Raw genomic sequence first — 11,512 nt, 5'->3', positions numbered from 1 at the left:
CCTATTCGTCCCCGTCGCCGAGGTACGCCTTCACACGTCCGAAATCGCGGTACATTCCGCCGTTCGGGTGTTTCTTCTCATGCCAGGTGATCGCCCAATAGCCGGTGTCCTGAAGACCCTCCATGACCATCACCCGATCGCGGTCGGTCGGGAAATGCTCCTTGAGAAGATCGTTGACGGCATTCAAGCCGCCGTCTCGGTAGGCTTGCAGATATACATCATCGACCATGGGATAATTCCCCTTTTCGCGGACTGTTGCTACCGACAGGGATGTTGTAGCCGGTGCTCTAGCAAGAGGGTTAAGACCTCTTCGGTTTTGTCCCGCCGGTGCTTCTCTGCCAAAGCGACTCTATCATTGCTAGGCCCCAGCGGCATCGATATCAGGAGGTCGGTGAGTTGCGGGTTGCACTCGAAGAGGATTGCCCTGGCCAGTAGGTCGGCCGGCTCGCAGAGGCCTTTGAACCGGTCGATCCCGGCGCCAAGGCAGGCTTCGAACGCCTCCCGCTTAGTAGTTTCGGCGCCCGCGGTGCAGATCGTCGCACCCATCACCAACAAACAAAGCATCGCTTTCATGGCTGAAGCATCGCGCGCAAGCTTCGCCCCCGCAAGGGTGTGCTTGAGTTTTTAAAGGTGTCGGCGCATCATCACCGGCGGAGCGTGAGAACTCCCGCGAATGGCCCTGCCGGGCCATCTGCACCCAGAGCGTTGGCGGGGCGATCCCTCCAAGGATCGATATTGCCAACGGGTAGAACGAGCCGACTTAGCCGTCGGAGCGAACGGCAGCACTATGCCGGGAGAGCGGCGGCTATACAAGACCCGAAAGGGAAAGGCCGTTCGCGCATGGTCTCTGGCCATGTTCTCACCCTCCCGGCGCCAGTGCTGTCCACTGGCAACCGGCCGTGAGAAGCCGAAACCAGAGAGCCTACATCATGACCATCCATCAACCTGAAATGCGCCGTGAAGACGGGGCAATCTTCCTCACCGTGGCGGAAAACGACCGCCTGGGGATAGCAACCACGATAGAGCGACTGATCGACCTGCTCGACGCCATGAGCCCGGATCCTGATCTCGAGGAAAGCCTCGGATGGGATATGGCAGCCAATTGGAATTGCACGCCCAGGACGGCGAGCGCGAGGAGGAGAACGAGCACGGCGGCGACATCAACGACGAGCCGCACGACGGTAACGAGCTTGAGCAAGACGCGGTAGACTGTGACTGGCCCGGCTTCATATGGGGCGGCGGTGAAGGTGGCGGACGCGCGCGCGAAAGCGCCTGAAATTAAGCACCCTGCTTATATGGGCCCGCTGGCACGGTGGCGGGCTTTTACTTGGGGCGAGTAGAGGGTGGCGACCGACTTGCGTCGTATGATGCTGAGCCTTTTTCAAATGGCTTCGTTCCCATGTGGAGATCGAAAAACGCCCAAAAAAGTATCTCTAATTCGGCAGAGGTTTTGCGAAGCGCCTCCAGGCCGATTTCTTTCTCGACGGGATTTAGAATGTTTTTGGGTGTCTTAAATCTCATGTGCAGCACTTGCATCCGGTCCGCCACTGGCCCGTTTGCTGACAGGGAAAAATTCAAAACTCCATGCGCCAGCATGTCGCGCGTTTCTTTGAGATCGCTCATCATTTGAAAGGTGCGTTCGACCATGCTGACGGTTAGCCCGCGCTTTGATTTCCCCGCGACAAGGCGGCACGAACGTCCCGCACCTTGTCTTCTATGCGGGTCCTCATCGCTGTGGACACCCGGTCGTCGACCTTGCCCGAGCTCACGCCTTTGAACACGCCCTCGCTCATGACCAACAAATCGAACTTTTGTTCAACATAGGACCAAAGCGCCAGAATTCTCCCGATCTCGGCCAGCATTGCCTCAGACCGCAACGGCATAAATGAGCCCGAATTCTTCTGAGACATGACCGGTCATTGGCCTCTGCCCGGCGGACAGGCATTGAGTTGTTGCCCCAGGCGTTGCCCTGACGCTTTAATCGGCAAATCTGCCGAGCCTCGAATATCACTAAGTCTTTGAGAAGATTGGCTCCCCGGGCCGGATTCGAACCAGCGACCAACCGGTTAACAGCCGGTTGCTCTACCACTGAGCTACCGGGGAATAGAGGCTCTCATGTGAGTGGCGCAGCCTATAGCAAACCCTTTTCGGCTTTGCAAAGAAGCATTTCGCATTTTTTAGCGCATTTTCACCCAATGGTTTCTGGCAATCGCCGGATGACACCACATATGAGCCGTCTTGGGCGCCGTCGGACCTTGGTCGGCGGAACCTGAAAGGCGATTGCAGCCTTTAGCGCATATGGCTTTATCGAAGGCAACCGGATCGACTTTCGACATGACTGCAGCAGACGAAAACCAGGCACCGGCGCGGAAAATCTCGGTGTTCGGGCGCGAGTTCACCATGCCGCGCTCGCGCGGGCTGAGGATCGCCATCGGTATCATGCTGGTGTTTTTCGGCCTTCTCGGTTTCCTGCCGATTCTCGGCTTCTGGATGATTCCGCTCGGCCTTTTGGTGCTTTCCTACGAATTTGCCGCGGTGCGCCGCCTGCGGCGCCGGTTCGTCGTCTGGTGGGAACGGCGTCGCCGGCCAAATTGAAAGCGATGGCGCGCGGTCCCGGTTCAGTGGACGCTTCGCTTCCACCCCCCCCGCAGACCTTCCCCTCGAATATCTCCTTGAGAACGGCAGCCCCTGGTGTCAGCCGCGCGTTTACGGTGAAAGCCAGTTTGCACCCGCTGCGTAAAGCTGCGGGTTCGAGTTTCGCCGGTCGCGCAGCCATGCTTGAGGAGCGGCCAATATGCCGGTGCGCCAAGCGCTGAAATCGCTCGGGAACCACGTTGCGGCGGCTGATGAGGAAAGCGCGCCGGAATGCCGCGCGGACGCTTGACGACCTTTCGCTGCCACCATATTGAGTTCGCTCGCCGGGAGCGATGAGGCCTCGTGGCGGAGTGGTTACGCAGAGGACTGCAAATCCTTGCACCCCGGTTCGATTCCGGGCGAGGCCTCCAATCGCTTCAACTCCCGCATGCCGGGGGCTTGAGTTCGAATGCGCCGCAGTGTCGGCGCGACAAGCGCATTCAGCGCATTGGCTTTTGACGGATTGGTTGGGACATGAGCGCTGATTTCTCCGAACTTCGCGTCAAGATGGTCGACGGCCAGGTCCGCACCACCGATGTGACCGACGCAGCATTGCTCGATGCCATGCTTGCCGTGCCGCGCGAGGCCTTTGTCGGGGCCGGCCAACAGGCTCTCGCCTATATCGACGAGGATATCCGCATCTCCGACGGCGCCGATGGCAGCGGTGCGCGCTACCTCATGGAGCCGTCGCCACTGGCCAAGCTTTTGCAGTTGGCCGAGATCGACGCCGGCGATTCGGTGCTCGATGTCGGCTGCGGCACCGGTTATTCCGCGGCGCTGCTGTCCAGGCTGGCCAAATCCGTCGTGGCGCTGGAAAGCGATACCACACTGGCGGAAGCAGCCAAAGCGGCGCTTTCGGCGCAGGGCTGCGATAACGTCACCGTGGTCACCGGCCCACTGCCGGAAGGTCATGCCGCCAAGGCGCCCTACAATGTGATTGTCATCGGCGGCAGCGTCGAGAAAGTGCCTGCGGCGCTGCTTGACCAGCTTGCCGAAGGCGGCCGGCTGGTGGCTGTGGAAGGGCAGGGCAATGCGGGCGTAGCCCGGCTCTTTTTCAATGCAGGGGGGGTTGTAACCGGAAGACGGGCATTTAATGCGGCAATTAAGCCACTACCCGGATTTGAACGCATTCATGCCTTCGAGTTCTAAGTGATTTTGCCTTGCAGCAAAGACTCTGTCATGTTGGCTTGTGATTGAACAATCGTTGCTGATTGGTTAACCGGGGTTTCGGGAGGCTGTCAGCGGGGGAACGATACATCGACGCGGCGCTGGCCCATCTCTAGGAATGGGCTGGCGTGGCGTGGTTCCCGTGCAAAACGAATGAGGGATATAAAGTGCCGTCCTTAGCCAAGAGTCTGTTTGTTACCGTCCTCATTTCCGCGACAGCGCTTTCGCCGATAGCCGCCTCGGCGGAAACCATTCTCGGCGCGCTTTCCAAGGCCTACCAGAACAATTCCTCGCTGAATTCGGCCCGTGCCGGCGTGCGCGTCACCGATGAGGGCGTGGCGATCGCCAAGTCGGGCTATCGCCCGGTGATCACTGGTTCGGCTGATATCGATTACACCTCCAGGCACCTAAACGGCAGGAACGCGAGCCTGGCATTGACCACCGGCAGCTTCGGCGTTCGGATTGATCAGACGCTGTTCGACGGCTTTCAGACCAAGAACAGGGTCGCGTCGGCCGCTGCGCAGGTGAGGGCCTCGGTCGAGGGCCTGCGCAACACCGAAGAGAACACGCTGTTCAACGCGGCGAGCGCCTATATGGACGTGATTCGCGACCGCCAGGTGGCGGTGCTGACCGAACAGAACCTTCAGTTCCTGACCGAGCAAGCACGCGCGGCGCGCTCGCGCTTCGAGGTCGGCGAGGGCACGCGCACCGATGTGGCGCAGGCCGACGCGTCGCGTTCGGCCGCGGTGGCGCAATTGAGTGCTGCCCGTGCGCAGGCTCTGGCCAGTGCAGCAACCTATCATCAGATCGTCGGTGACGAGCCGGGCAAGCTCAAGGCTGCGTCGCCGTTGGCGAAGCTGTTGCCGAGGAGTCTCGAGGCGGCGATCGGTATTGCATCGAACGAGCATCCGGCCATCCTGGCCGCCCTACATTCCGTCGATGCAGCGGGATTTGATGTAAAGACGCAGGAAGGTGCGTTGCTGCCGCAGTTGACTGCCAGTGCCGGCCTTTCCCATGCCTATCAAAATACCGTACCTGGCGCGGGGAATTCGGACGGCGACTCCAATGCCGCCACCGTCGGCGCGACGCTGACCGTTCCGATCTATTCGGGCGGCCGTACCTCCGCACTCGTTCGTCAGTCGAAGGAATCGCTCAGCCAGGCTCGCATCGAGGTGGATGTCAGCCGTGACTCGGTGCGCCAGGCCGTGACCTCGGCATGGACGCAATACATTGCAGCGCGGGAAAGCGTCGACGCTAATCGGCAGGTGATCGCGGCCGCACAGTTGGCACTCAACGGCGTCATCGAGGAGCGCAATGTCGGACAGCGCACCACGCTCGACGTGTTGAACGCCCAGAACGCCGTCATCTCGGCAAAGATCGACCTCGCCAGCTCCGAGCGCGATGTGGTTGTAGCGAGCTACGCCATCCTTTCGGCAATGGGCCGCCTGTCGGCCGATCGCCTGGCGTTGAATGTGGTGAAGTACAAGCCTGAAGAGCACTACAGAGCCGTCAAGGACAAATGGATCGGGCTGCGTACGCCGGACGGTCGTTGAGCCCACCTGGGCGGCTCAAAAGATTGAAAGTATCGTAGCGCCGCGCTTCCCAAGGATGCGCGGCGTTTGTCTTTTGTAGCCTAAATTGTTGAAATCCGGCGTCTTCCGAGATTGGGGATTCTCGGATGGCGATCCGTCGGCTACGCTGTCGCCATGATTCGTATCCGGCTTTGCCGGACAGGAATCCAGGAACGGGTCACTGCAGCGCCACGCGTCCGATGGATGCGCAAAGGAGGCTGTAGAACTTTGATTTTGCGCCTGATCCTCTTCGAAAATCGAAGATCGATTTTCGGGATCATGCGCGGGGGCGGCGGATGTGACGATGGCGACGGCAAGCAGCGCACAGCGCGAACCTTCCATGGAAGAAATACTGGCTTCCATCAGGAGGATCATCGAAGACAGCGACACCGGCCGCAAGGGCGACGCCGATGAGTTGCGACAGGACCTTGTGCCGGCCGCCGGGCCTGTTTCGGATGTCGAGGCCTTCCGCAGCGAATTGCACAGCTCGACCGAAAGCAAGAAGCCGGTGACGCTGGCCGAGGTGCAGGCCCAACTGGCCGAGCCGGTGGTTGCGCGGCTGGAGCCGCGCTCCGAGCCGTCGCCAGTGAAGCCGGCCATTGCGGCAAATGCCACGACCGCCGCGCCACCCGCGCATGCTCCGATGACCCTGGCGGAAGTGAGCGCCAGGATAGCCAGTGAACCTGCCCCCGCCGTCGGGGCAGAAGCTGCAGTGCGGGCAAAGACGGAAACCACCGACTCGATCGTCACGGATTGGCGCCGCGAAATCGCGGCCGTTGGCAATCAGGCAAAACCGGCTGAGACAGTACGGCGGCCCGAGATCAGGCAGCCAGAGACTGAAAATCGGCAGGCAGCAATCGCGGAGGTCGAGGCTTTCGAAGACGATCTCGCTGCCGAGCCGGCTTTCGAGCCTCATCCTTCGCGCAGCGAGCACGCGCGCCCGGCCGATACAATTCCGGTTCGGCCGGCGATCGTTTCGGAACATACGGGACGGCAAGTCGCAGCCGCCTTCGGCGAGCTCTCCGAAGCCTTCGCCAGCCGCAGCAAGAAGACCTTCGACGAGATGGCCGAGGAGATGCTACGGCCGATGCTGCAGGATTGGCTGGACAACAACCTGCCGACGCTGGTCGAGCGCCTGGTACGCGAAGAAATCGAGCGCGTCGCGCGCGGCGCGCAATAGGCATCACCACAGCCCGTTCCTGATTAAAGCGCCGCCTTCGGGCGGCGCTTTCTCGCTGCAGGCCAGCGTCCGGCTGATGTCGCGAATGCGATCAGCTTCCCGTCGGGATCGCTGACGATGAAGGTGCGGGCATGGCCTTCCCGTTGAAATGACCAGGGCCCCGCCTATCTGCGTTGAAGGACTGAGGCAGCCCTCGCGGTTGACTCGGCCAAAACCTTCCGATTTACACCGGGTCAGCAAAACTCCCGACCGCGCGGACCACTTTCCCATGCTTGAAAAGACCTACGACGCCAAGACCGTCGAACCCAAGATCGCCAAAATCTGGGAAGAGGCGGACGCATTTCGCGCCGGCGCAGGTGCGGAAGAGGGGGCCGAGGCCTTTACCATCGTCATCCCGCCGCCCAACGTCACCGGCTCGCTGCATATGGGCCACGCACTCAACAACACGCTGCAGGACATACTCGTGCGCTTTGAGCGCATGCGCGGCAAGAACGTGCTGTGGCAGCCGGGCATGGACCATGCCGGCATCGCCACGCAGATGGTGGTCGAGCGCCAGCTGATGGAGAAACAGATCCATCGCCGCGATCTCACCCGCGAGGAGTTCATCGAGAAGGTCTGGGAGTGGAAGGCCGAGTCCGGCGGCGCCATTTTCAACCAGCTGAAGCGGCTCGGCGCCTCGGCGGACTGGTCGCGCGAACGCTTCACCATGGATGAAGGCCTGTCCAAGGCCGTGCTCGAAGTTTTTGTCAGCCTCTACAAGGAAGGGCTGATCTACAAGGACAAGCGCCTTGTGAACTGGGACCCGAAGCTGTTGACGGCGATCTCCGACCTGGAGGTCGAGCCGCAGGAGGTCAATGGCAATCTCTGGCACTTCCGCTATCCGATCGAGGGCGAGATTTTCGATCCGGAAAATCCTGGGACATTCATCACCGTGGCGACGACACGGCCCGAGACGATGCTGGGCGATACGGCAGTCGCCGTGCACCCGGACGACGAGCGCTACCGGCATCTGGTCGGCAAGAATGTCGTGTTGCCGATCGTCGGCCGGAAAATTCCGGTTGTGGCTGACGAGTATTCCGATCCCGAAAAGGGCTCCGGCGCGGTCAAGATCACGCCGGCGCACGACTTCAACGATTTCGAAGTCGGCAAGCGCCACAAGCTGCCGGCGATCAACATCCTGACCATCGAGGCGGCAATAACGCTCAGGGATAATGAGGATTTCCTCGCCGGGCTCGACGTGACGCCGGAGCGCCAGGCCGTCTGGGATGAGCTCGACGGTCTCGACCGTTTCGTCGCGCGCAAGAAAATCGTCGAGCTGATGGAGGCCGGCGGTTTCCTCGACAAGATCGAGCCGCATCGCCACGCCGTGCCGCATGGCGACCGCGGCGGCGTGCCGATCGAGCCGTTTCTGACCGAGCAGTGGTATGCAAACGCCGCCGAGCTGGCCAAGCCGGCGATCGCATCGGTGCGCGAAGGCCGTACCAACTTCGTGCCGAAGAACTGGGAAAAGACCTATTTCGACTGGATGGAGAACATTCAGCCCTGGTGTATTTCACGCCAGCTGTGGTGGGGTCATCAGATCCCGGCCTGGTACGGGCCGGACGGCCGCGTCTTCGTCGAGAAGACCGAGGAAGAGGCGCTGGGCGCCGCGATTGAATATTATCTGGCGCTGGAAGGCCCGTGGAAGGCCTGGGTCGAGGAGAAGCTCGAGACCTTCAAGCCGGGCGAAATCCTGAGCCGCGACGAGGATGTGCTCGACACCTGGTTCTCGTCCGCACTGTGGCCGTTCTCGACACTGGGCTGGCCGGATCACACGCCGGAGCTGAAGACCTATTACCAGACCGACGTGCTGGTGACCGGTTTCGACATCATCTTCTTCTGGGTCGCCCGGATGATGATGATGGGCCTGCATTTCATGCACGAGGAGCCGTTCCACACCGTCTATGTGCATGCGCTGGTGCGCGACAAGAACGGGCAGAAGATGTCGAAGTCGAAAGGCAACGTCATCGATCCGCTCGACCTCATCGACGAGTTTGGCGCCGATGCACTGCGCTTCACGCTAACGGTCATGGCGGCGCAGGGGCGCGACGTGAAACTCGATCCGGCGCGCATCGCCGGCTACCGCAATTTCGGTACCAAGCTGTGGAACGCGACACGCTTTGCCGAGATGAACGAGGTCGCGCGCAATGACGATTTTTGGCTGAACGACGCCAAGTTGCCGGTCAACCGCTGGATCCTGACCGAATTGACCCGGGCGTCGCACGCGATCACCGAGGGCATCACCTCATACCGCTTCAACGAGGCGGCAGGGGCTGCCTACCGCTTCGTCTGGAACCTGTTTTGCGACTGGTATCTCGAACTGCTCAAGCCGGTGTTCATGGGCACTGACGAGGCGGCCAAAGCCGAAAGCCGCGCCTGCGTCGCCTTCGTGCTCGACGAGATCTACAAGCTGCTTCACCCGATGATGCCGTTCATGACCGAGGAGTTGTGGGCGCAGACGGCGGGCGAGGGCCGGACGCGCGCAACGCTGCTTTGCCACGCCGCCTGGCCGTCGCCGGACTTCGAGGACGCGGACGCGGCCGCCGACATCAACTGGCTGGTCGATCTGGTGTCCGGCATCCGCTCAGTGCGCTCCGAAATGAACGTGCCGCCGGCGGCGATCGCACCGTTGGTGGTGGTTGGCGCCAGCGTCGAGACCCGGCAGAGGCTCGACCGCCATGCGTCCGCCATCAAGCGGCTGGCGCGGGTCGGCGATATCTCGCTGCAGGACGCGGCACCCAAGGGCTCGGCCCAGATCGTGGTCAACGAGGCGACGATCTGCCTGCCGCTCGGCAGCCTGATCGATCTCTCCGCCGAGGCGGCGCGGCTGCAGAAAGAACTGGCCAAGGTGACCGAGGAAATCGCGCGGTTGCACAAGAAGCTGTCGAATGAACGGTTCGTCGCCAGCGCGCCGGAAGAGATCGTCGCGGCCGAGCGCGAAAAACTCGACGAATACCGCGATCAGCAGGAGAAGCTTTCGGTGGCGTTGACCAGGGTGCGCGACGCTGATTGAGCGCTGGATTCGCAAGGCGCCGGCAAGTGCTTGGCGGCGGTTCTTTTGCCCGAACAACAGGCATTCCGTAAGGTTAATATTGACGTAAACGGAAAGTTTCAGCCCCATTGTTGCCATAATGTAACAATCGGGCCAAATAGCTCCGAAAGGGCTTGTTTTTGAGCTTTTTGTGACGGATTTCACAGAATTCTTTCGCTGATCTGCCCCCGGAAAGCCGTTTTTCGGCCTTGCTTCGGAACCAGCCGCTGTGCCGGAAAGGCAGCCGGCTCAGGTGTACATGTACGCTATGTGAATTCATTGTTGCGCCGTTAACCCGAATTGGTTCTAGCTTGACCCACTAGTATTTCGGGGAGGATATCCATGAACAATCTGCGTTTTAAAACACTGCTGGGGGCGGGGTGTTTTTCGCTGGGCCTGATCGGTTCCGTGCATGCCGGCGGCCTGGAGCGCGGCGGCTATGACATCGATCTGCTGTTCGATCCTGCGCAGGTCGCCGGCGAGGTTACCGGCACCTATGTGATGCCGCAACGCGACCTCAAGAATGTGGTGGACACGAATCCGGCTGACGGCCCCCTTAACGCGCTGGGCCTTTCCAACAGCGCCCGCGATACCGAAAGCTATTGGGTGCCGAGCGTGGGTATCAAGGCTGGTATAGGCCCGGTCGATTGTCTTGTCGACTATGGCCAACCGATCGGTGCGTACAGCAATCCCGGCGTCAACTGGGCCGGCGCGAACGGCAATATCGTAACCAAGGTCGAGAGCGAGGCCGTTGGCGGAACCTGCTCGTACAAGGTGAACCTCGGCAAAGGTCAGTTTCGTTTCATCGGCGGCGTGTTCCATGAGGACGTCTCGGGCTTCAAGGAGCAGCTGGTCGCTCCGCTTCCCGCATTTTTGGGTACAGGCGTTGGGCGCCTTGACCTCGAAGGAGACGGCTGGGGATGGCGCGTCGGTGCCGCCTATGAAATTCCTGACATCGCGCTGCGCGCCAGCCTGGTCTACAATTCAGCCGTCAAGCTCGACAACCTCTCGGGGACGCTCGATCTGACACAGGTTCCCGGATTCCTCGACCCCAGCAATCCAATTTTGGGTCGCATAACCGACGTAAGCGGTTCTTCGGAGGTGCCTGAGTCTCTGGAACTCAAGCTCCAGTCAGGTATTGCTCCGGGTTGGCTCGCGTTTGGATCCATTAAGTGGGTCAATTGGAGCGTATTGCAAAGCATTCCATTCTGCCCGACCGCCGCCCCGGGTGCTTGCACCACGACCGGCCCGACCCGCGCTACTTCACTTGATCTGCTCTACCGGGACGGCTGGACGGTCTCCGGCGGTATCGGCCACAAATTCAATGATCAGTGGAGCGGCGCCGCCGTTCTGACCTGGGATCGCGGAACCTCCACCGGACTGAGCGCCCAGACGGACACCTGGACGGTTAGCGGTGGCGTGGCTTACACGGCGACCCAGAACATCGAGGTTCGTCTTGGTGGGGCGCTGGGCGTGCTTACCAGCGGGTCGATCCATCCAGTCGTGGGCGACGATGGCGTCACCTATGGTACGGACTACACCGCTGACTTCGGCAACGATCTTGTGTCGGCCATTTCGACTTCGTTGAAGGTGAAGTGGTAAGCCTTTCAAGTTGAAAAGAAAAAGGCCGGGCATTCCCCGGCCTTTTTCTTATGCGGGCACCGCGTCGAGCCTTGCCGGCGAGAGTTGGCGTTGCAGATACGCCGCACCGGCGTCGCCTCTCGCGATTGTGGCGTTTTGGCAACAGTTCCCGGCCAACCCCCGCGCTACGGTCCCGCTCGACCAAATTGCCCATTTCCCGCCATAAACCCGGCGCACCTCGAATTCGTCTCGGGACACGCGCCAGAAGGCTCGGCCATGGGGCAGGCCGCACCGCCCGCGGCAAGGAAG

General features: G+C 61.0%; 12 protein-coding genes and 2 tRNA genes. 8 read left to right on the top strand and 6 right to left on the bottom strand.

What is annotated here, in order from left to right; genetic code table 11:
- Position 1 precedes the first annotated feature (1 nt).
- Positions 2–229 (bottom strand): hypothetical protein, encoded by a 228-nt coding sequence (locus tag NKK52_RS12315; RefSeq protein ID WP_023681670.1) that lies wholly within the window; start codon positions 227–229, stop codon positions 2–4.
- Positions 230–258: 29 nt separating this feature from the next.
- Positions 259–573: a hypothetical protein gene (locus tag NKK52_RS12310; RefSeq protein ID WP_023681669.1), complete on the bottom strand. Its 315-nt coding sequence runs from the start codon at positions 571–573 to the stop codon at positions 259–261.
- Positions 574–1,084: 511 nt separating this feature from the next.
- Here NKK52_RS12310 and NKK52_RS12305 point away from each other — a divergent pair.
- Entirely contained in the window at positions 1,085–1,276 is a 192-nt protein-coding gene (locus tag NKK52_RS12305) for a hypothetical protein (RefSeq protein WP_023681668.1), read from the top strand.
- A gap of 47 nt (positions 1,277–1,323) precedes the next feature.
- Here NKK52_RS12305 and NKK52_RS12300 read toward each other — a convergent pair whose 3' ends face one another.
- From NKK52_RS12300 to NKK52_RS12290, 3 genes are all read right to left on the bottom strand, one after another.
- Complete coding sequence (locus tag NKK52_RS12300; protein ID WP_023681667.1) at positions 1,324–1,647, bottom strand: hypothetical protein; 324 nt, start codon at positions 1,645–1,647, stop codon at positions 1,324–1,326.
- A gap of 8 nt (positions 1,648–1,655) precedes the next feature.
- A complete protein-coding gene (locus tag NKK52_RS12295; RefSeq protein ID WP_023741514.1) occupies positions 1,656–1,862 on the bottom strand; it encodes a hypothetical protein in 207 nt (68 codons plus the stop codon).
- Between the two features lie 166 nt (positions 1,863–2,028).
- Positions 2,029–2,103: transfer RNA gene (locus NKK52_RS12290), tRNA-Asn, on the bottom strand.
- A gap of 231 nt (positions 2,104–2,334) precedes the next feature.
- On the opposite strand from NKK52_RS12290, the gene NKK52_RS12285 reads away from it, so the two are divergent.
- From NKK52_RS12285 to NKK52_RS12270, 4 genes are all read left to right on the top strand, one after another.
- Positions 2,335–2,595 carry a PGPGW domain-containing protein gene (locus tag NKK52_RS12285; protein WP_023667708.1) on the top strand — a complete coding sequence of 87 codons (261 nt, stop codon included), beginning with the start codon at positions 2,335–2,337 and terminating at the stop codon, positions 2,593–2,595.
- Positions 2,596–2,931: 336 nt separating this feature from the next.
- Positions 2,932–3,005: transfer RNA gene (locus NKK52_RS12280), tRNA-Cys, on the top strand.
- 103 nt (positions 3,006–3,108) lie between these two features.
- On the top strand, positions 3,109–3,783 hold the full coding sequence (locus NKK52_RS12275; protein WP_023681665.1) for a protein-L-isoaspartate O-methyltransferase family protein: 675 nt from the start codon (positions 3,109–3,111) through the stop codon (positions 3,781–3,783).
- Positions 3,784–3,968: 185 nt separating this feature from the next.
- A complete protein-coding gene (locus tag NKK52_RS12270; protein ID WP_023667706.1) occupies positions 3,969–5,354 on the top strand; it encodes a TolC family outer membrane protein in 1,386 nt (461 codons plus the stop codon).
- 15 nt (positions 5,355–5,369) lie between these two features.
- Here NKK52_RS12270 and NKK52_RS12265 read toward each other — a convergent pair whose 3' ends face one another.
- Positions 5,370–5,735 carry a hypothetical protein gene (locus NKK52_RS12265; RefSeq protein WP_198029317.1) on the bottom strand — a complete coding sequence of 122 codons (366 nt, stop codon included), beginning with the start codon at positions 5,733–5,735 and terminating at the stop codon, positions 5,370–5,372.
- On the opposite strand from NKK52_RS12265, the gene NKK52_RS12260 reads away from it, so the two are divergent.
- The 3 genes from NKK52_RS12260 (at position 5,677) to NKK52_RS12250 (ending at position 11,224) form a co-directional block, all read left to right on the top strand.
- Positions 5,677–6,552, top strand: a complete 876-nt coding sequence (locus tag NKK52_RS12260) for a PopZ family protein (RefSeq protein ID WP_023681664.1) — start codon at positions 5,677–5,679, stop codon at positions 6,550–6,552. The two genes, NKK52_RS12265 and NKK52_RS12260, sit on opposite strands and share 59 nt — an antisense overlap.
- A gap of 268 nt (positions 6,553–6,820) precedes the next feature.
- Positions 6,821–9,604: a valine--tRNA ligase gene (locus tag NKK52_RS12255; RefSeq protein ID WP_023681663.1), complete on the top strand. Its 2,784-nt coding sequence runs from the start codon at positions 6,821–6,823 to the stop codon at positions 9,602–9,604.
- Between the two features lie 360 nt (positions 9,605–9,964).
- A complete protein-coding gene (locus NKK52_RS12250; RefSeq protein WP_023681662.1) occupies positions 9,965–11,224 on the top strand; it encodes an OmpP1/FadL family transporter in 1,260 nt (419 codons plus the stop codon).
- Positions 11,225–11,512: the final 288 nt, after the last annotated feature.

The organism is Mesorhizobium sp. C277A, assembly GCF_040324395.1.
Classification (GTDB): domain Bacteria; phylum Pseudomonadota; class Alphaproteobacteria; order Rhizobiales; family Rhizobiaceae; genus Mesorhizobium.
The sequence above is the reverse complement of the archived record's forward strand: the minus strand, read 5'-3'. Positions and strand labels throughout refer to the sequence as shown.